Origin of the sequence: Burkholderia sp. COPS (assembly GCF_019425585.1) — a bacterium.
Lineage (GTDB): Bacteria > Pseudomonadota > Gammaproteobacteria > Burkholderiales > Burkholderiaceae > Burkholderia > Burkholderia cepacia.
The window spans coordinates 78,089-98,052 of record NZ_WIXR01000002.1; the positions used below are offsets into that span (position 1 = coordinate 78,089).

Here is a 19,964-nt window from a genome sequence, read left to right on the forward strand (position 1 = left end):
CGCATCCGGCACGCGGGGCGCATGCGATGACGCCGCCGATCCTGCAGTTCGGCACGAGCCGCTTCCTGCTCGCGCACGTCGACCTGTTCGTCTCGCAGGCGCTGGACGACGGCAACGCGATGGGCGGCATCGGCATCGTGCAGACGACCGGCAATCCGGCCAGCCGCGCCCGCATCGACGCGCTGCGCGCCACCGGTCGCTATCCGGTGCGGATTCGCGGGCGCGACCGCGGCGGCGTGGTCGACGAAGTCGTCGAGTGCCGCGCCGTGCATCGCGCGTGGGACGCCGAGCACGACTGGGCGGAGATACGCGGTGCCGCGATCGAGACCGTGCGCGTCATCGTGTCGAACACCGGCGACGCAGGGTATCGCGCCGATCCACGCGACACCGTGGACCTGCTGGCCCAGCCGAAGCACGCACCGCACGGCTTTCCGGCGAAGCTGCTGGCGCTGCTGCATGCGCGCTGGCAGGTGCGGCCCGATGACGGCGTCTCCATCCTGCCTTGCGAACTGGTGACGAACAACGGCGACACGCTGCGCGACATCGTGCTGGACCTCGCGAGCCGGTGGCGGCTGCCCGACGCGTTCGCGGACTATCTGGGCAACCGCTGCGTATGGGTCAACTCGCTCGTCGACCGCATCGTGTCCGAGCCGCTTCATCCGGTCGGCGCGATCGCGGAGCCCTACGCGTTATGGGCGATCGAGCGGCGTGCCGGCATGGCGCTGCCGTGCACGCATGCTCAGGTCGTCGTCACCGACGATTTGCGCAGCCACGAGCGCCTGAAGCTGTTCTTCCTCAATCTCGGGCACAGCTGGCTCGCGGAGCAGTGGCTCGCGGCGGGGCGCGACGCATCGGAAACGGTGCTGGACGCGATGAACGATGCGCGGTTGCGCGACGGTCTCGAAGCCGTGTGGCGCGATGAAGTCGCGCCGGTATTCGTGGCGCTGGGCTTGCGCGAAACGGCGGAAAGCTACGTCGACAGCGTGCGCGAGCGCTTTCTCAATCCGTTTCTCGCGCATCGCATCGCCGATATCGCGGTCAACCATCGCGAGAAGGTCGCGCGACGGATCGAGCCGCTGCTCGCGCTCGCCGATTCGCTGGCGCTGGCGGCCGAACAACCGCGGTTGCGGCAGCTCGTCGCCCGCTACGAACCGGTGGCCGCAACGACAGGGAGAAGACCATCGTGAAGCAACCGACCATCGTGATCCTTCACGGCAACGACAACGTGGCCGTCGCACTCGATGCGCTGGCGCCGGACGTGCCGATCGACGTGCATGGCGCACCGCTGCGGCCGGCGGCCGCGATACCGGCCGGCCACAAGATCGCCATCACGCCGATCGCGCGCGGCGACGCGATCGTCAAATGCGGGCAGCCGATCGGCGTCGCGCTGCGGGACATCGCCGCGGGCGAGCACGTGCACGTGCACAACGTCGGGATGCCCGAGCGGCATGCGCACGACGACGGGCCGGCGGGCGACACGCACGACGTTCCGGCCGATCGCCGCGATACCTTCGACGGATTCGTGCGTCCCGACGGCAGCGTGGGGACCCGCAACTACGTTGGCGTGATCGCGAGCGTCAACTGTTCTGCGAGTGTCTGTCATGCGATCGCCGATGCATACCGGCACGGCGCGCTCGACGCGTTCGGCCATGTCGACGGCGTCGTCGCGATCACCCATCAGAGCGGCTGCGGCATGTCGGCGACCGGCGACGGCATCGAACTGCTGCGGCGCACGCTCGTCGGCTATGCGCGCAACCCGAATTTCGCCGGCGTGCTGCTCGTCGGCCTCGGTTGCGAGGTCAACCAGGTCGGCGCGCTCGCGCAACGGATCGACGCGGCGGCACCTGGCACCGTGCGCACGCTGGTGATCCAGGACGAAGGCGGCGTGCGCAACACCGTGGCCAAAGGCGTGTCGATCGTGCGCGAGTTGCTGGAGGCGGCCGACGGCGCGCGTCGCAGCGCCGTGCCGGCCTCGCGGCTGACGGTCGGCCTGCAATGCGGCGGCTCCGACGGCTACTCGGGCATCACCGCGAATCCGGCGCTCGGCGCGGCCGTCGATCTGCTGGTCCGCAACGGCGGCACCGCGATTCTGTCCGAGACGCCCGAGATCTACGGCGCCGAGCATCTGCTGATCGCGCGGGCGGCGTCGCGCGACGTGGCCGAGCGTCTGCTCGGCAGGTTGCAGTGGTGGGAGCGTTACGTCGCCGACAACGGCGGCGAAATGAACAACAACCCGTCGCCCGGCAACCTCGCCGGCGGCATCACGACGATTCTCGAGAAATCGCTCGGCGCGGTGTCGAAGGGCGGCCGTTCGCCGCTGCGCGCGGTCTACGACTATGCGGAGCCGGTGCGGCAAGCGGGGCTCGTGTTCATGGATACGCCCGGTTACGACCCGGTGTCGGCCACCGGGCAGATCGCCGGCGGCGCGAATCTCGTGTGCTTCACGACGGGCCGCGGTTCGGTCTTCGGCTCGAAGCCGGTGCCGACGATCAAGATCGCGACGACGACCGGCCTGTACGAGCGGATGCAATCGGACATGGATTTCGACAGCGGCGGGATCGTCGCCGGTTCGCTCTCGGTCGGCGAAGCGGGCGAGCGGCTGTTCCGGCTGATGCTCGACATTGCCTCCGGACGACGATCGCGCAGCGAGGACAACGGCATCGGCGAACGCGAGTTCGTGCCGTGGCTGCGCGGCGCGGTCATGTGACGCGAAAGGCGACGTGCGACCGCGTGCGCAATCGGACAGCGAAGGAGAAGCCGCGATGGAAACCCGCATGAGCGAGCCGGCGATCGGCGACATCGGTCAGGATGGCTCACTGTCTGAACTGGAGAAGGGCTTGCTCGGCGAGGCGCTGCGCTTGCTCGCCGAGACGCGCGCACGGGCGCTCGAACTCTGTGTCGAGGTGAGCCGGCGGCAGGGCGGCGGGCGCCGACCTACGCGCCGGCCATGCGCGCGTCGAGCCGGAACAACGAGACGGCCTCGGCAAGCCGGTTTCCCTGTTCCTCGAGCGACTTCGAGGCGGCGGCCGCCTGCTCGACGAGCGCCGCATTCTGCTGGGTGACCTCGTCCATTTGCGTAATGGCGAGATTGACCTGCTCGATGCCGCGGCTCTGTTCGCTCGACGCCGCGGCGATCTCGCCCATGATGTCGGTCACGCGCGAGATCGCATGCGTGACCTCGCTCATCGTATCGCCCGCGTTGTTCGCGATATGCGAGCCGTCCTCGATTTTCCGGACCGATTGCGAGATCAGCTCGCGAATTTCCTTCGCGGCGCTCGACGAACGCTGCGCAAGACTTCTGACTTCGCTTGCCACCACCGCGAAGCCGCGGCCCTGTTCGCCGGCGCGGGCAGCCTCCACGGCCGCGTTGAGCGCGAGGATGTTGGTCTGGAACGCGATCCCTTCGATGATCCCGGTGATCTCGGCGATCTTGGCGGAGCTTGCGCTGATGTCGGTCATCGTGTCGACCATCAGGCCGACCGCCGAGCTCCCGCGCTGCGCGACCTCCGATGCGTTGTTGGCCAAGCCGCTCGCCTGTTGCGCATTGTCGGCGTTCAGGCGCACTGTGGAGGTCAGTTGCTCCATGCTCGACGCGGTTTCCTGCAACGACGCGGCCTGCTGTTCGGTGCGGGACGACAGGTCCTGGTTGCCGGACGCGATTTCGCCGGCGCCGGTCGCGACGTTGCCCGATGCGGTACGGACTTCCGAGATCAGGCGGATCAGGTTCGCCTGCATGTCGCGCATCGAAGCCAGTACGCTGCCGGCCGGCGCGGCGCCGGTCGTGGCTTCGGCGCCGAGATTGCCGGCGGCGATATGGCCGGCGATATCGCTGAGCACGGCAGGCTCCGTGCCCAGCGAGCGCAGTAGGCCGCGGGTGATGAAGAGGCCCGAGAGCGCGGCCGCGGCGGCGGCGGCGATGCAGATCGCGATCAGCATCAGGCGTCGCGAGGTATAACGGTCGTCTGATTCCTTCACCAGCTGAGCGGCCCGCGCGCGCGAGTACGTCGCATACGTGTCGGTGGCCGCGACGAGCTGGGCCAGCAGCGGTCGGCACTGTTCGTTGATCATCGTGATCGCCTGATCGCGCCGGTTGTTCGCCGCTGCGTCGACGATGGCGCGCGCCACGGGGCCGTACTGCGCCTCGACCGCCCCGATTTGCCGAACCAGTTCGCGCGCCTTGTCGGATGCGCCGCTGCCCTCGCGGACCGCATTCGTCAGTTCGCCCATCAGCGCGCCGACTTCGCGGTCGGCCTGCAGCGCCGCTTCCTTCTCGATGTCCGCGTCGCGCGGGCTGGCCGCGAGAACCTGGTTGCGGGCGGCGATCGCGCGCCGGTCGACCGCGAAGCGAATCTTGTCGGCCAGGTTCGCGCGGGCGTTGGTGCCGTTGACATAGTCGTCGAATGCCGCGTTCGCGTTGCCGAGCGAGACGATGCCGACGACGGAGACGAGCACGACCGTGCACGTAAGCAGTCCGAAAGCCATGATCAGCTTCGTGCGAACGGTTAATCGTCGATCGTTCATGGGAGGAATCCGGTTGTGGTTATCAAATAGATTTCCTGATTAACGGAATGGTGAAGGAACAGTTTAGGGCCGGCGCTGCGGGGCAATCGTTTGCGGGTTGCCTGTCGTCAAAATAAATCCGACCGCGATCCGCATTCGTCACGCCGAGCCGGAGAACGGCGCCGTTTTCGCCCGCCGCAACGGGTTTCCGCGTTCGCGCTTCGCGCGATAGCGCCGCCGTGTCGCTCTCCGCATGCAGGTGCCGGCCGCGGTCCTCCCGGCATCGCACCACTTCCCGCCTCCGGTGCTGTTAAACGGATCAGGGTCGCCTTCTTCAGCGATCCCATTTCAATCACGCGGTAACGGAAACCGAAGTCATCATGCTGTCATCAATTCGTGCACGGGTACTTGCGACGTGTGTCGCCATCGTCGCGGCGGCGCTGGTCGGCGTGATGACGAACGCGGCCTTCAAGCACATCCTGATGGTGCGCGACGCGCTCACGGACGTCTCGAGCGGCAGCGGCGACCTGACGAAGCGCCTGCCGGCCGACGGCGCGGACGAAGCCGCGCAGATCGCGCGAGAGTTCAACGCGTTCGCCGAGAAGATCGAGGGCGGCTCCGGGCTCGTGCAGACGGCCGGTGCGACGATGGACGAAATCGTCGACGGCGTGCGCAACATCACGAGCGTGATCGCCGAAATCAGCGTCGCCGCGAAGGAGCAGAGCACGGGGCTCGAGCAGGTGAATCAGGCGGTGTCGCAGCTCGACGATACGACGCAGCAGAACGCGGCGCTGGTCGAGCAATCGGCGGCGGCCGCGACGTCGCTGCGCGAGCAGGCGGCCCGGCTCGCGCAGACGGTCGGCGAGTTCAAGCTCGCGGAGCGCGCGGTGGCGGCGTGACGGTTTGATTGACGGGGCCCGCGGGCCCCGGTTTCATACGGCGCGGCGAAGCCAGTCCGGCTGGCGCACCCGCCGACGACGGGCGGGATTTCGTTCGTATCCTGCACCGGTCCGCTGTACGTCGCCCACGCCGTGGCTGACCGTGATCGATCGCGGGCGGGCGGGCCGGTATCGCTGCCGTTCCGCTCAGGCAAGCAGCCCGCGTGCCGCCAGATTCGCATACAGCGCGCGCACGCCGAAGGTCCACGGCGCGATCTCCGTGCAAAGCCGCACGGTGTTGACGAGTGCGCCGAGCGCGGGCGTGGAGATCGTGACGCGGTCGCCGAGGTGATGCGTGAATCCGCCGCCGGGCGCGTCGCGATCCTGGATCGGTGAGAACATCGTGCCGAGGAACAGCATGAAGCCGTCCGGATACTGGTGATGCGCGCCGCAGGTCTGTGCGACGAGGTCGGCCGGGTCGCGGCTGATCTCGCGCATGTGGCTGATGCCGTCGAGTACGAAGCCGTCGTCCGCGCCTTCGACGCGCAGCGACACACTGCATTGCCGCACGCTGTCGAGCGTGAAGCCGTCGTCGAACAGCCGCACGAACGGGCCGATCGCGCACGAGCCGTTGTTGTCCTTGCATTTGCCGAGCAGCAGCGCCGAACGGCCTTCGATGTCGCGCAGGTTCACGTCGTTGCCGAGCGTCGCGCCCACCGGCCTGCCGTCACGGGCGACCGCCAGCACGATCTCCGGTTCCGGGTTGTTCCACACCGACACGGGCAGCAGCCCCACGTCCGCGCCGAAGCCGACCGCCGACATCGGCTGCGCCTTGGAGAACACCTCCGCATCCGGGCCGATGCCGACTTCCATGTATTGCGACCATGCGCCGCGGCGTTCGAGCTCAGCCTTCAGGCGCAGCGCGGCTTCCGAGCCCGGCACGATCTTCGATAGATCGGTGCCGATGGTCGCGGCGATGGTGTCGCGAACCTCCCGCGCTTTGGCCGGATCGCCGCCCGCCTGTTCCTCGATCACGCGTTCGATCAGGCTGACCGCAAAGGTCACGCCGCACGCCTTGATCGCCTGCACGTCGCACGGCGCGAGCAGGTGCGTCGCGCCCGGCGTGCCGTCCAGCGCGGCCTGCAACAACGGCTCGACACGGCCGAGCGAATCGCCGGCAGCGGTGCGGGCGATGGCGACTGCATCGGGGCGATCGAACAGGTCGGCGGTGGTCGGCACGGTGCGCGTGATGTCGAACACTTCGCCGCCGCGCACGGCGACGACGCTCGGGCCCGCGTGGGCGCCGTCGTGCCGCCAGACGCGGCCGATCAGCAGCGCGTGGTCGAGGTCGTGCGGCAGGCAATCGGAAACGGAAGGCGTATGCATGGTCAGCTCGGCAAGAGTCGGGGGCGGTGGGGTCAGTGCGAATGGCGCGGGTTGCCGCGCTGCTCGATCACCTTCAGGTACAGCGTGGCCGGTTCGAGGCAGCCGCCGGTGGACAACTGGCCGACGAACCGGCGATAGAGTTCCTGCCACGGCGTTTGCGCCTGCGGCACGGTGAAGCTTTCGGTTTCGCGGCGGCGCGCGAGTTCGTCCTCGTCGACGAGCACGTCGACGCTGCGGCGATTCAGGTCCACGCGCACGCGATCGTTCGTGCGCAGCAGCGCGAGGCCGCCGCCGACCGCCGCTTCCGGCGACATGTTCAGGATCGACGGGCTGGCCGATGTGCCGCTCTGGCGTCCGTCACCCATGCACGGCAGCGACGTCACGCCGCGCTTCACCAGTTCGGCGGGCGGCGCCATGTTCACGACTTCGGAACTGCCCGGGTAGCCGACCGTGCCGCAGCCGCGGATCACGAGGATGCAGCGCTCGTCGATGTTCAGCGCGGGATCGTTGATGCGCGCGTGATAGTCCTCGGGGCCGTCGAACACGATCGCGCGCGCCTCGAACGTATTCTCCGCGCCCGGCTCGGACAGGTAGGTGCGGCGGAACGCGTCGCCCACCACCGACATCTTCATGATCGCGCTGTCGAAGAAGTTGCCCGACAGCACCATGAAGCCGGCGCCATGCTTGAGCGGCGCGTCGGGCGTGCGGATCACGTCGCGGTCGGCGTCCTGCGCGGTGTCGGCGATCTCGCCGATCGCGCGACCCGATACGGTCAGGCAGTCGCGCCGCAGCAGCCCGGCCGAATCGAGCTGGCGCAGCACGGCGGGCACGCCGCCGGCGCGGTGGAAGCTCTCGCCGAGGTATTCCCCGGCCGGCATGCAGTTGACGAGCAGCGGCACCGATTCACCCAGGCGCTGCCAGTCGTCCAGGCTCAGTTCGACGCCCATGTGGCGTGCTATCGCGATCAGGTGCGGCGGGCAGTTGGTCGATGCGCCGAGCGCGGAGGCCACGACGATCGCATTCTCGAATGCCGCGCGCGTCATGATTGTCGACGGGCGCAGGTCTTCGCGAACGAGCTCGACCGCGCGCTTGCCGGTCGCGTAAGCCATCTGGCCGCGCTCGCGATAGGCGGCGGGAATGCTCGCGCAGCCGGGCAGCGACATGCCCAGCGCCTCGGCGAGGCTGTTCATCGACAGCGCGGTGCCCATGGTGTTGCAATGGCCGATCGACGGCGACGAGGCCGTGGTCAGCTGCATGAAGCCTTCGTAGTCGATCTCGCCCGCCGCGAGCAGGTTGCGCGCATGCCAGATCACCGTGCCCGAGCCGACCCGCTTGCCCTCGTGCCAGCCGTCGAGCATCGGGCCGCCCGACAGCACGATCGCGGGCATGTCGACGGTGGCGGCCGCCATCAGGCACGCGGGCGTGGTCTTGTCGCAGCCGGTCGTCAGCACCACACCGTCCAGCGGAAAGCCGTGCAGCACTTCCACCAGCCCGAGGTACGCGAGATTGCGGTCGAGCGCGGCGGTGGGCCGGCGGCTTTGCTCGGCGAGCGGATGCACGGGGAACTCCATCGGAATGCCGCCCGCGTCGCGGATGCCCGCCTTGGTGCGTTCGGCCAGCTCGATGTGGTGGCGGTTGCACGGCGCGAGATCGCTGCCCGTCTGCGCAATGCCGATAATGGGGCGGCCCGACTGCAGTTCCTCGCGCGTCAACCCGTAGTTCATGAAGCGCTCGACATAGAGTGCCGTCATGTCCGCGTGCGCGGGGTCGTCGAACCATTCCTGGCTGCGCAGGCGGCGAGGGGTGTGTGACATGGCAGGCTGTCTCCTGAGGGGCCTTTGTCATTTTGCGTGCCGGATGGTACCGGTAACATCGTTTGGATGTTAGCACGGGTTTTTTGCGCAGCGGAAGGGATTTCGTGCGCAGGTGGCGAAGGTGAGGGCAGGGGGGCGGTACGAAGCCGCGCGTCGGGATGCGTGCGGCCGTCGGCCCGTCAGGCGCTTTCCCGCGCGATGATCGTGTAGTCGATACGGATGCTTTTCGATTCGGTCCGCTCGCCGCCGTCACGCGCTTGCAGCGCCGCCAGCAACGCTTCGCCCGTGCGCTGCCCGATGCCGTACGCGTCGACCGATACGGTCGTGATGGTCGGATGGCAGCAGGTCGCCACTTCGAAGTTTCCGAAGCCGGCCACGGCGATGTCGGCCGGCACGGCGAGCCCGCGCCGGTGACACTCCATGATCGCGCCGAACGCCGACATGTCGCTCACGCACATCACCGCGTCGGTATCCGGCCATTGCTCCAGCAGCGCGGCCATCGCAGGCCCGCCGTGGCTCATCGTGATCGGCGATTCGCCCAGCCGCACGACGCGCGGTTCGCCCAGCCCCTGCGCCTTGATCTCCGCCTGGTAGCCCTTGAGCCGGTCCAGGCCGCGGCGATCCAGTTCGCTCGCGCCGACCAGAAAGCCGATGCGCCGGTAACCGCGCTCGGCCAGGTGGCGCACCATCGCACGGGCGGCGCGCACGTTCGAGAAGCCGACGGCGGTGTCGATCGGGCGCGTCGGCAGGTCCCACATCTCGACCACCGGAATCGCCGAGCGCTCCAATACCTTCCGCGTCGCATCGGTGTGCTGCGACCCCGTCAGCGCGATGCAGCGCGGCTGGTGTCGCAGCATCGACCGGACGAGCCGTTCTTCCCGTTCGAGGTCGTAGTCGGTATCGCCGAGCAGCAGTTGCAAACCATGCGGCTCGAGCGCATCGGTCAGGCCGCGCACGGTGTCCGAGAAGTTGGAACTCGACAGCGACGGCACCAGCACCGCGACGAATTCCGAGCGCCCCGACGACAGCGCACCGGCAGCGGCATCCGCCACGTAGCCGAGCTGGTCGATGGCCTCGCAGACCCGTGCGCGCGTCTCGGCGGCCACGCTGTGGCCGGCGAGCACGCGCGACACCGTCATCTTCGATACGCCGGCGAGGCGCGCTACGTCGGACATGCGGGGCGGCCCGGCGGGCCGGACGGCGGTGGGACTGGGCATCGGAATCGCGATCGGGAGAAGGCCGGAAAGGCTACATCATACCGGTGCGGCATACCGCGCAAGCGCGGTCGCGGCGTGCTCGTCGCGGTGAGAGTCGCACTAGGGGAAACCACGCGTCCGGCGGCACTTGTACACGCCTGTGCCGCATGCTACCTTCGAATGTGTTACCGGTATCAGATTGCCGATCGCTCCCGTCGCCTCGTCGGCTTTTTTTGGGTCCCGGATGTTACCGGTAACATCGATGCACGCAGCGCACGCGACGGTACGAAGAAGATCGACACAATCAGGAGACAGACCGATGCCATCCCTTACGCAGGCCGCTGCCGCACCGGCCGCGGCCGACTCGTCCGAAGACGCCCTTTACCGCAAGGTCATGCGGCGCATCCTGCCGTTGCTGCTGCTCTGTTACGTCGTGGCCTACCTGGACCGCGTCAACGTGGGCTTCGCGAAGCTGCAGATGCTCGACGACCTGAACCTGAGCGACGGCGTCTATGCGCTCGGCGCCAGCATCTTCTTCTGGGGCTATTTCCTGTTCGAGATGCCCAGCAACCTGCTGCTGCACCGCTACGGCGCGCGCTTCTGGGTCGCGCGGATCATGATCACGTGGGGCATCGTGTCGTCGTCGATGGCGTTCATCGTGCCGCTCGCGCACTTCTTCCACGTGCAGACGACCACGATGTTCTACACGCTGCGCTTCCTGCTGGGGCTGTGCGAAGCGGGTTTTTTCCCGGGCGTCATCCTGTACCTGAACTACTGGTTCCCGGCGCGGCGCCAGAGCGTGGCGATGTCGGGCTTCCTGGTCGCGATCCCGCTGAGCCTGACGCTCGGCAGCGTGCTGTCCGGCTGGCTGATGGAGCAGACGCACGGCTTGTCGGGCATGAGCGGCTGGCAATGGATGCTGCTGCTCGAAGGGCTGCCGTCGATCGTGGTGGCGTTCATCGTGCTGGCCTGCCTCGGCGACGGCCCGCAGACGGCGAAGTGGCTGTCCGCCGACGAAAAGGCGGTGCTGTCGCGCAACCTCGAATCCGAGGCCGCGCACAAGTCGCACAGCATCGGCGCCGCGCTGCGCAGCCCGCGCGTCTGGTTGCTCACCTTCATCCTGCTGACGTTCAATACCGGTTTCTACGGGCTGGCCTTCTGGCTGCCGTCGATCATCCGCGCGTCGGGCGTGCACAGCCCGCTGCACATCGGCGTGCTGACGGCCATTCCGTACCTGACGGCGATCTTCGCGATGGTGTGGAACGCGTCGCACTCGCGCAAGACCGGCGAACGCCGCCTGCATGCGGCGATTCCCGCGCTGATCGGCGGCGTCTTCCTGATCCTGAGCGCGGCGTTCGCGCACAACGTGGCGCTGTCGATCGTATTCCTGACCATTGCCACCTGCGGCATCCTCGCGCTGATGCCGATCTACTGGACCTTTCCGGGGCAGATCCTGTCCGGCACGGCCGCGGCCGCCGGCATCGCACTGATCAACTCGGTGGGGAACCTGTCCGGCTTCACGGGCTCGATGATCACCGGCGTCGCCAAGCAGATGACCGGCAACATCAACAACGGGACTTATGCGCTGGGGGCTTGCCTGCTGGTCAGCTGCGTGTTGATCGCGTCGATTCCGCGCGATATCCTGCGGCCGCCGGTGGGGCGGTAGGGCGTTGGCGCGACGTTACGTCCGGCCGGGGCGGGGGCATCGCGCCGCCTCGGCGCCGGATGCATCACGTCACGCGGATCGATCTTGTGTGAGTTCGCTCGACCACCACACGCGGAATTCCGGCTGCTTCCAGCCAGGGACGCCCGGCGGACTCCGCTTTCTCGTGAGCGGCCGTCATGCGTCCTCCAGTGCGAAGCGCACCTTGTCCCCGAGCGTGCGCAACCGGTCGACAGGTTCGTTTGAAAACACGAAACGGACGTACTGCTCGCCGTGGGCGACCCCCCATCCGGTCATGGCCGTCGCACATACGCCCCGGCGCAGCAACCGTTCCGACATCTGCGATCCGGTCAGACCGAAATCGGCGACGCGCAGCAGCATCGACCAGCCGCCCGCCGGCATGCCGAACGGGAGCCCCGACAGTTCGGCGGCGACTGTGTCCCGCCGTCTCTCGAGTTCGCTCACGTAGCCAGGCAGATCGGATGCGGAATGTTCGAGCGCAACCGCCGCGGCCTCCTGGGCTATGCCGACCGGTACCACGACATTGGCGAGCGACACGGCCACCAGATCCGGAATCAGCCATTCCGGCGCGACGATCCAGCCGACCCGCCAGCCGATCATGCGCAACTCTTTCGACGCCGCGCCGACCGTGACCGTACGCTCGGCCATGCCGGGCAGGCCGGCGGGATGGATGACCGTGCGTCCGTCGAAAAGCAGCCGTTCCATCGCGCTGTCGAGGATCAGCAGCAGATCGTTCTGCACGCACAGGCTCGCGATCAGTTGCCAGTCGGACGCATCGAAGAAGCCGCCCGAAGGCATCGACGGCGACATCAGGAGCATGGCCCGCGTTTTCGGACCGATTGCTGCCCGCAGCGCGGCCTGATCCAGCTTCCATTCGCCGCCCGGCGTGAAGGTGAGCGGGACTTGCTTGGGCACGCCGCCCGCCAGGCGGATGCGGTTCAGCAGACCGGCGTACGTCGGATCGGTGACGATGACTTCGTCGCCCGTCTCGACGGTGGCGAGCAGCGTATTCAGAATGCCGGAGAGCCCGCCCGCCGACACCACCACCTGGTCGGCCGTGAAGCGCTGCCCCGAAAGCGCCGACACGTGGGCGGCAGCGCTCGCGCGCAGCCGATCCTGACCGACGAAGGGCAAATAGGAGTTGGCCGAGTCTCGCTGGATGGCTTCTCGGGTGAAGGCGAGCGCTTCCGAAGTGGGTGGGAGGTCGGTATCGAGATTTTCGAGTCGCAAAAGGTCGACGTCGGCATGATCGGCGATCGACCCCATGCGATCGACGCCGATGCCGGCAATGTGCTGCAGACGGACAGGGCGGTGGTGGCGCATCGGACCTCCGGGTTTGTTACAATTTAATAGATAATCTATGCATGGTGGTCGGGATGAATTTGGAAGTCAAGGAGGATCGCTCGCTGGCCGATCGGATCGCCAGCGCATTGGCGGACCGCATCATCTCGGGCGTCATCGCGCCGGGGGAGTGGCTGCGTCAGGACCACATCGCGGCAGAGTTCGGCGCGAGTCATGTGCCGGTACGCGAGGCGTTCAGACGGCTGGAAGCGCAGGGGTTGGCCGTGGTGGAACCGCGACGGGGCGTGCGGGCGGCGCCGCTCGAGCCGGCGGACGTGCTTGAAATGGCGAAGATGCGTGCGGCTTTCGAGGCGCTGGCGCTGCGCGAGGCGATTCCCGCGCTCGACGCACGGGCGCTGGAGGAACTCGATGCGATCCTCGATCAGGAGGCCGCGGCGCGCGGCATAGCCGTGCTGGGCACGCTGAACCTGAGGTTTCATCGGGCGTTGACCGCGCCGTGCGGGATGCCGCGGCTCGTCGCCGCGATCGGCGACATGCATCGGGCCAGTTCACGGCATCTGTATGCGACGTGGCAGCAACTCGACTGGCAGGATCGCTCGAACGACGAACATCGGGACATCGTTCGGGCGATACGCGAGGGGAATGTCGACGCGGCGTGTGCGGCGCTGTCCGCGCATATTCTGGCTGCGGGGGATGCGCTGGCTCAGGCGTTGCGTGGGCGGTAGGGATGTGGGTCAGGCCGGGGGCGTCGACCGGTCCAAAAGGCTGGTTTGGGGAATGGCTAGCGTCTTCTCCGGGGCGGCCATAGTCAGACGCGTCGGACGGTATCCGGCCATCAGCTGTCGTCCGACTCGAGGCCGCGAACGGCTGGTCTAGGCTGGACAGAGTCATTCACGATCGAGTTCTCGAATGACCTCTGCGATCGGCGCATGCCATACTTCGCAGCAGAAAGGCGTTCGCTGAGTCAGCAGCATGCCTCTCTGGCGCCGGACGCACCGGGTGATGCTGACGCCGTTCCCTTGATCCATGGTGGCATCAACTATCCAATCCGATTCCATGGCCCCGAAAGAGCCCAAAAAGCCGAATCCATCCACCGCTGTATCTCCTGCAACGGCGCCGGCGGAAGGCGAACGCCGAGCACTCCGTGGATATATCGGCCAATATGAGCGGGCAGGCGCTGCCATCTACGCAGCGCTCGAGCGCGACGAGCTGCTCTGGATCGGCGTCGCCGACCGCAACGCGGGTATTGCCGACGATCTGGTACTTGGCTTCGATGGATTGGTCGTCGGCCACCAGTTCAAGACGTCCAAGTTCCCGCGAACCTTCACTGTTGAGACGCTGTTTACTGGCGCCAATGGCCTCTGGAAGCCCCTTGTTCATGCTTGGCAATGCCTGCGCAAGGACAACCCGGGAAGCCGTGTCGAGATTCGCTTGGTCATCAACGATTTTCCATCGACTACTGACAAGCCAGGCGACGGCATACCGCCCCACAGCGCGGCATTTCTTGAAGAGCTCCAGCAGCATACACATCGGTCGCTGGCGGATTGGTACACGCCGGAATGGAGTCGACTGATCGATCACCTACGCCGGGAAGCTAACCTGAGTGATGGCGACTTCGAACAGTTCTTGCACAGCCTCCGTGTGCTGTACGGAGCTGCGGCGGACTTCATCCAATCGCACAAGCTGAACGCCGAGCAGGCACGACAGGCATCCGAGATTGCCAGCGTACTGCCGAAGCTGGTCGTCGACGCACGCGATAAGGACAGGTGGACGCGTGACGAACTGCTTCGTGAGCTTGGCTGGCGCGATCCCGCCAAGACGCTGCTCATCCATCGGTTTCCGGTCGGTGCCTATGTCCAGCGCAACCGCGACACTGAGGTCAAGCTACTAGCCGCGCTGCAAGCCACCGGCCAGGGCTACGTCTCACTCATAGGTCCGCCTGGATCCGGAAAATCCACTCTCCTGCAGGTCGCGCTAGCCACCCAAGCAAATATTCGGCTCGTCCGTTACCTGGCGTACGTGCCGGGCGCTGCGCAGGGTGTGGGTCGCGGAGAGGCCGACAACTTTCTGACCGATGTCGGCACGCAGCTGCGCAACAGCGGTTTGATTGGACTGCGTCTTCGCGATGACTCGCTGCATGAGCGACGCGAACAGTTCGGCGTCCTGGTGCGGCAGGCTGGGGAACGCTTCAACCGCGACGGCATCCGAACGATCATAGTCGTCGACGGGCTTGACCATGTGCCTCGCGAAGAGCGGCCGACCAATTCGCTGCTGGGCGAGCTACCCCTTCCCGCGGCTATCCCAAATGGGGTTGTGTTCGTCCTCGGCACGCAGCGGCTGGATCTCGCGAATCTGAAGCCCGCCGTTAAGGAACAAGCAGAGAAGTGCGAGCGGCTGGTCGTCATGAGCCCCCTCGGCCGCGAGGAGGTCGCCCGGATGGCGGATGCGCTTGGTCTGCCTACCGACATTCCGCGATTGGAGCTAAGCAAGCTTACGCATGGCCACCCGCTGGCAACGCGCTACTTGATTCAGGCACTGATGCACGCGGACGAAGTCGGCCGCAAGCATCTGCTCAGTGGCGCGATGCCGTTCGAAGGCGACATTGAGACCGTGTATACCGCCGCCTGGCGCGAAATCGCAAGCGACAGCGATGCCATGGACGTGCTGGGCTTCATCGCCCGGGCCGAGGCGCCCTTGGACCTGCGGCTGCTGGCCACGATGGTCAAGGAGTCCGCGATTGAACGCGCCTTAGTCGTTGCACGGCACCTGCTCCGCAGTTCACCCCAGGGATGGAGCGTTTTCCACAACAGCTTCAGGTTGTTCGTCATCGCTCAACCGCGAACCCGCCTCGGAAGTGTTGACGCCGAATATTCCCAACGCGCGTATCGCGACCTCGCCGAGCTGGCGAAGAACGCGCCGCAGGAATCGGCGCAGCGATGGCTCGAGCTGCGCTACCGTGCCCGTGCCGGCGACGGTGCCGATGTACTTGCACTGGCGATGCCCGCTGGCTTCAGGCGGCAACTGGCAGACGGGCGTTCTATTGCCGAGATCCACGCCGATATCAGGCTGGCTCTGCTAGCAGTACGTGGAATGCACGATGCAACCGCCTTCACACGACTACTGCTGTGTCGTGATGAAGTGGACCGGCGCGAAACAGCCCTTGAGTATGCCAATCAGCTTCCGCTTGCGATGCTGGCGGTCGGGGACATAGATTCAGCCCTTTCTTTCGTGCAGTACTTCCCCACCCAGGGCTACGAGGTTGTCGACGACCTGTTGAAGCGAGGCGACTTTGAGCGCGCGAAGGAGCTGTTTGAAAGCCTCGAGCCACTGTCGCAGCTCCATACGTCCAAGTTCCAGAACCACGGGCACGACCACAACATCAAGGAATTCGAGAGGTGGGCGAGGCGCGCCATCCATTTCCGAGACACAGAGCAGATCCAGACAGCGATTGACCATCTCGCCGCAGAGGGGCTACGCCAGCCCGAAAGGCCTGATCCAGAAACTGTCGCCGCGCTGCGCCGGCATTTGAGGAGAGAAGCCGCAGAGGCGACGCTCCTTCAGGAAATCGACGCCGATCCACAAGAACTTTGCCGCAAGCTCGGGGTAACCGACGAGGACAAGCCGTCTGTGATGGCTCACGCAGGGCTTGTGGCAAATCAGCGCTGCGACGTCGCACAAGCACTTGCCTTGTTTGACGTCGCAATCACCCTTCCTGGCTTCGGAGAGGTGCCCAACGGCTACCGCCGCCGTATGGCACTGATTGCGTTCCAAGCTGGCCGTCGTGACCTAGCCGAGGCCCTGTTCGACAAGTTGATCGCACCGATGATCTCCATGTGCGACGAAGAGGTGGACCTGGCTGGGCTCGGTTATCTGGTCGGCGCGGTGATGCATCACGCGAGACTTTGCACGCTGCTAAACAAGCCGCTGCCAACCGCGACGCAGTCGAAGCACTCCTTCCTACATCCGTTCCAGCAGCACGCGTCGACGATAGGCGTGCTTATAGGTCGCGCCGGTGTCGACAACGCGACCGTGCAGGCTGGCAGCATCCAGGCCGAAGCCCGCGCTGCCCTTGGGTACGTGCTACGTCTGACGTCAGAAGGTGGCAGCGAGGCATATCGTATCCGGCAGGCCTTCAAAGCGGTCCCCGTGCTGGCGCAAGCGCTGCTTAGGCTCGGCGCCAAGTGTGGCGAGGATGAGTACCGCGCCGTACTCCGAGAAATCGATGCAGCCATCGCCTCATCGATGCTTGGGGACACGGCATACCTTCGGCGCCGGCTGGCCGTCGATGCGTATCGGGTTGACGGTGACCGCGAGGGGGCCGCCGACCGGCTCAACGCCCTCGTGACGGAGCTCCAAGAGAGTACGCCGAGCGCACAGATTGACGGATTGGCGGATCTGGCCATCGCGTTGGCTGCGGTCGGGGAAGTAGGGCGGGCGAAGCAGTTGCTGGCGGCAGTTCCCGAGCAATGCCTTGGTTACGCGCTGGCTCCCAAAAAAGACCCACAGTATGCAATCTGGCGAGATATCCTGGTCCTTGCAAACACCGCTGATCCAGAGAGCCGAGTCAAACGGGTCTCAAGCTTGATGCGCCAGGTGGGCGGCATGACCGAAACGGAAGGGTCGTCGGCCGCGCATCGCCTGACGATGTCGCTCATTGAAGAAGCGATGCAGGTCGGGCCTCGCTTCGGCTTCGAGGTGTCAAAGACGCTGGCGGATTGGCATCTCATTGGTTGGCCGAACCGGATCGACCTACTCATGATGGGGATGGTCCGGCGAAGCCCTGACCTCGTCTTGCCTTGCGCTACAGTCTGGTGCGGGCTCTGCCTACCGTTCTACATGGAGCCGTACTACCGGGATCCGTATCACGTCGGTGACTTCATTGACAGCGCCGCCAACGCTGCAGGCCCTGGCCAGATTGAGCCGCTCACGCAGATGCTATTGGAGGCGATCGAAGTAGCAAGCAGAGCACACGAGAGGGCAGGACTGCTCCAGCGCCTTCGCAGCGCGGCCGGAAGACATGGGTTCTCGACCTCGGAGCTTGAAGTCGCTGTAGCCCGATGGATGTCAGAAGCGCCGGAACCTCGACACTCGTATACGCCCAGCAAGTACGACTCGGAGGCCACCCTCGAGGAGCTTGAACGCGCGTTTGAAGCGGATGGCGACAAGCTGGACTACAACGCGCCGTACCGTTTCAGAGATCTGGCCGAGAAAGCTCCGCTTCATTTAGTGCGGAGGATCTTTGAGCGTTGGCAGGTCTTGCGGGACGACACGCGCTGCCGCTTCCTGATGGTGAAACGGTTGGCCGCGGCGGGTGAGGTCGAGTACGCCAAGAATCTGATTCAGGGCTACGAGACAAGCAAGGAACCCTGGAGCTCCTGGAGCCAATGGATGGGCGGAGGCAAGTTCTTCTACTTTGAGGCGAAGAAGCTCTTGGAGGGACCATCCACGTCCCCTGTCGCCTTCGACAACATCGTCGACTCAGTGACAGCGGGCGAGGAGAATACCCAGTCGTTGCTTACAGAGCTGGATTCGATATTGCCAGTAATTAGCGCGACGCCGGACTGGCCTGCCATATGGTCACTGCTCGAGGAGCAGATAGCCTGCACTCGCGAGTTCCAGCTGGGACGGTCATTCCAGCCGAGCGAGCTGCCGCTCAGCGACACGGATCTTCTGGAGGACTTGCTGCACTTTGCCTATCGGCTGCCCGTTACCGAAGTTCAGCGACACGCACGCAACTGCACGCTGCGCTTGGCAGGGCAAGCCGGACACGGTCTAGCTTTGTTCAAGTCCCTTATGCGGCGACTTCTAACCGGCGATTCCGATGCCCCCCTGCAAGCGCTCGGAACGCTGCTGGCCGTTGACAGCGCGGACCTCGCACCTGAGCTGGGCACTGCCGTGGCTGCGTTGGTCAGTCACCGCGATATTTCGGTGGCAGAGTCAGCCGCGCTCTTGTCGCATCGGTGGGGGGCGGCAGTCTCCGTGGACGCGAAGCCACTGCCGCTCTTCTATAGCCTCGAACTGGAGGCCCCCTCAGAGGGCGACCACGCCTTCAAGGACGAGAGAACTGGTGCGATGCGAGTCGAGTCGCTGCTTGGCTGGACTGAGATGCTGCGCTCGACAGCACAGCACCTTGCGCACGCTGCAGGCATCGACGAGATGACAATCCGCCGACGTGCGGCGATGCTCATCCAAGACTGGGGCGGACTTGACGCATTCGGGCCTTCTGGTGTCAAAAGGCTTGAGGCTCAGCTTCGCGCCCTTGACATGCAGATCACATACCTGAAGCCTCATGCCTACATTGCCATTACCGCCCTTCGCCATGTCGCGGGAGAGCTGCGGTTGGCAGGCAGGCTAAACGGCCGCGACAGGCCGACGCTGTTGGAGCGTTTGGGTTGCCCTCTTCCGCCTCGGCCGCTGAAGTTCCCACAAGTGCGCCCCGAATGGATTCGCATGCCGCTCTTTGACCGACATGTGGGTTGGTCCGAGCGAGAGACGAAGTGGGTTGACGAGGTCGACAGCGACGTTGCTTCCTTTCCGGCACACCACGATGGTCAAGTCGTGGCTGAGGTGTCGCGTTTCAAAATTTTCAAGCCACGCCAATCAGAGCATCGCCTCTATCGATTTCGAGCACCCTCGGCACAAACCGACAGGGAAGACTTCGATCAGTGCTATGCCACGTTTCCACTCGCTGTCTGGCTAGGCAAGCATGTCGCCCTCGATAATGAACTGGCGCCAACGCTGGTAAGACGAGTTGTTTGCTCTGTGGACATGGGCTTTGACGCAGCGGCCTATCCGTTCGCGTTGTGCCCGAACTGGGTGAAGAGGCTTCGTTGGCGCACCCATGACGAAGAACCGAGCGTCTTCCTCAACGCGAACGGGGCTGTAGTCGCAAAGCTCTATTGGTGGCGTGACGCTGGCCCAGTTGACATCGATGCGGAGTCTCTGTGGGGCGAGGGTAGCTACCTCGTTCTGACGTCGACAGGCCTCGAACAGCTCACCGCTACCAGTGGGAAGCTGGCCCTGGTCATCAACGTGTTTGCGAGTAGGCAGATCAAGCAGCCAAGCCGCCACGGGCAATCTCTCCTAAAGACGGCGAAAAACAGCTACTCAGTCTAAGCCGTCCACATTCAGCTGACCGCGATCGCCGCACAGCGGACCTTGATGGATGGAGCGCGAGTGACTGCAATGGGTCGTTTCGAGCCAT

Annotated in this window: 10 protein-coding genes and 1 pseudogene; 6 read left to right on the forward strand and 5 right to left on the reverse strand. The window is 65.7% G+C overall.

Going from position 1 to position 19,964, the window contains the following annotated elements:
- Positions 1–26 precede the first annotated feature (26 nt).
- Both FOZ70_RS00950 and FOZ70_RS00955 read left to right on the forward strand, forming a co-directional pair.
- Positions 27–1,187 (forward strand): mannitol dehydrogenase family protein, encoded by a 1,161-nt coding sequence (locus FOZ70_RS00950; protein WP_219704765.1) that lies wholly within the window; start codon positions 27–29, stop codon positions 1,185–1,187.
- Entirely contained in the window at positions 1,184–2,707 is a 1,524-nt protein-coding gene (locus FOZ70_RS00955) for an altronate dehydratase family protein (RefSeq protein WP_219704766.1), read from the forward strand. The genes FOZ70_RS00950 and FOZ70_RS00955 overlap by 4 nt, the downstream gene beginning before the upstream one ends.
- A gap of 227 nt (positions 2,708–2,934) precedes the next feature.
- Here the strand turns inward: FOZ70_RS00955 and FOZ70_RS00960 are convergent, their stop codons facing one another.
- Complete coding sequence (locus tag FOZ70_RS00960; protein WP_059485524.1) at positions 2,935–4,521, reverse strand: methyl-accepting chemotaxis protein; 1,587 nt, start codon at positions 4,519–4,521, stop codon at positions 2,935–2,937.
- 398 nt (positions 4,522–4,919) lie between these two features.
- On the opposite strand from FOZ70_RS00960, the pseudogene FOZ70_RS00965 reads away from it, so the two are divergent.
- A pseudogene (locus FOZ70_RS00965) lies at positions 4,920–5,399 on the forward strand (methyl-accepting chemotaxis protein); the annotation flags it as partial.
- Between the two features lie 186 nt (positions 5,400–5,585).
- On the opposite strand, the gene FOZ70_RS00970 reads toward FOZ70_RS00965, so the two are convergent.
- The 3 genes from FOZ70_RS00970 to FOZ70_RS00980 all read right to left on the reverse strand — a co-directional run bounded on the left by FOZ70_RS00970 (position 5,586) and on the right by FOZ70_RS00980 (position 9,795).
- On the reverse strand, positions 5,586–6,764 hold the full coding sequence (locus FOZ70_RS00970; RefSeq protein ID WP_219704767.1) for a fumarylacetoacetate hydrolase family protein: 1,179 nt from the start codon (positions 6,762–6,764) through the stop codon (positions 5,586–5,588).
- Between the two features lie 32 nt (positions 6,765–6,796).
- Positions 6,797–8,578, reverse strand: coding sequence for an IlvD/Edd family dehydratase (locus FOZ70_RS00975; RefSeq protein WP_219704768.1), 1,782 nt, complete (start codon positions 8,576–8,578; stop codon positions 6,797–6,799).
- Positions 8,579–8,757: 179 nt separating this feature from the next.
- On the reverse strand, positions 8,758–9,795 hold the full coding sequence (locus FOZ70_RS00980; protein ID WP_175851698.1) for a LacI family DNA-binding transcriptional regulator: 1,038 nt from the start codon (positions 9,793–9,795) through the stop codon (positions 8,758–8,760).
- 298 nt (positions 9,796–10,093) lie between these two features.
- On the opposite strand from FOZ70_RS00980, the gene FOZ70_RS00985 reads away from it, so the two are divergent.
- Entirely contained in the window at positions 10,094–11,440 is a 1,347-nt protein-coding gene (locus tag FOZ70_RS00985; RefSeq protein WP_219704769.1) for an MFS transporter, read from the forward strand.
- Positions 11,441–11,614: 174 nt separating this feature from the next.
- Here the strand turns inward: FOZ70_RS00985 and FOZ70_RS00990 are convergent, their stop codons facing one another.
- The gene (locus tag FOZ70_RS00990) at positions 11,615–12,781 is read right to left on the reverse strand and encodes a pyridoxal phosphate-dependent aminotransferase (RefSeq protein ID WP_219704770.1); all 1,167 of its coding nucleotides are present in this window, start codon (positions 12,779–12,781) and stop codon (positions 11,615–11,617) included.
- Between the two features lie 53 nt (positions 12,782–12,834).
- Between FOZ70_RS00990 and FOZ70_RS00995 the strand changes: the two genes are divergently transcribed.
- Positions 12,835–13,485: a GntR family transcriptional regulator gene (locus tag FOZ70_RS00995; RefSeq protein WP_230962705.1), complete on the forward strand. Its 651-nt coding sequence runs from the start codon at positions 12,835–12,837 to the stop codon at positions 13,483–13,485.
- A gap of 331 nt (positions 13,486–13,816) precedes the next feature.
- A complete protein-coding gene (locus FOZ70_RS01000) occupies positions 13,817–19,876 on the forward strand; it encodes an ATP-binding protein (protein WP_219704771.1) in 6,060 nt (2,019 codons plus the stop codon).
- Positions 19,877–19,964 lie beyond the last annotated feature (88 nt).

Excerpts from the sequence above, each read along its gene's own strand:
- FOZ70_RS00975 (WP_219704768.1), bottom strand. The coding sequence starts at position 8,578 with ATGTCACACACCCCTCGCCGCCTGCGCAGCCAGGAATGGTTCGACGAC.
- FOZ70_RS00990 (WP_219704770.1), bottom strand. The coding sequence starts at position 12,781 with ATGCGCCACCACCGCCCTGTCCGTCTGCAGCACATTGCCGGCATCGGC.
- FOZ70_RS00980 (WP_175851698.1), bottom strand. The coding sequence starts at position 9,795 with ATGCCCAGTCCCACCGCCGTCCGGCCCGCCGGGCCGCCCCGCATGTCC.
- FOZ70_RS00950 (WP_219704765.1), top strand. The coding sequence starts at position 27 with ATGACGCCGCCGATCCTGCAGTTCGGCACGAGCCGCTTCCTGCTCGCG.
- FOZ70_RS00985 (WP_219704769.1), top strand. The coding sequence starts at position 10,094 with ATGCCATCCCTTACGCAGGCCGCTGCCGCACCGGCCGCGGCCGACTCG.
- FOZ70_RS00995 (WP_230962705.1), top strand. The coding sequence starts at position 12,835 with ATGAATTTGGAAGTCAAGGAGGATCGCTCGCTGGCCGATCGGATCGCC.
- FOZ70_RS01000 (WP_219704771.1), top strand. The coding sequence starts at position 13,817 with ATGGCCCCGAAAGAGCCCAAAAAGCCGAATCCATCCACCGCTGTATCT.
- FOZ70_RS00970 (WP_219704767.1), bottom strand. The coding sequence starts at position 6,764 with ATGCATACGCCTTCCGTTTCCGATTGCCTGCCGCACGACCTCGACCAC.
- FOZ70_RS00960 (WP_059485524.1), bottom strand. The coding sequence starts at position 4,521 with ATGAACGATCGACGATTAACCGTTCGCACGAAGCTGATCATGGCTTTC.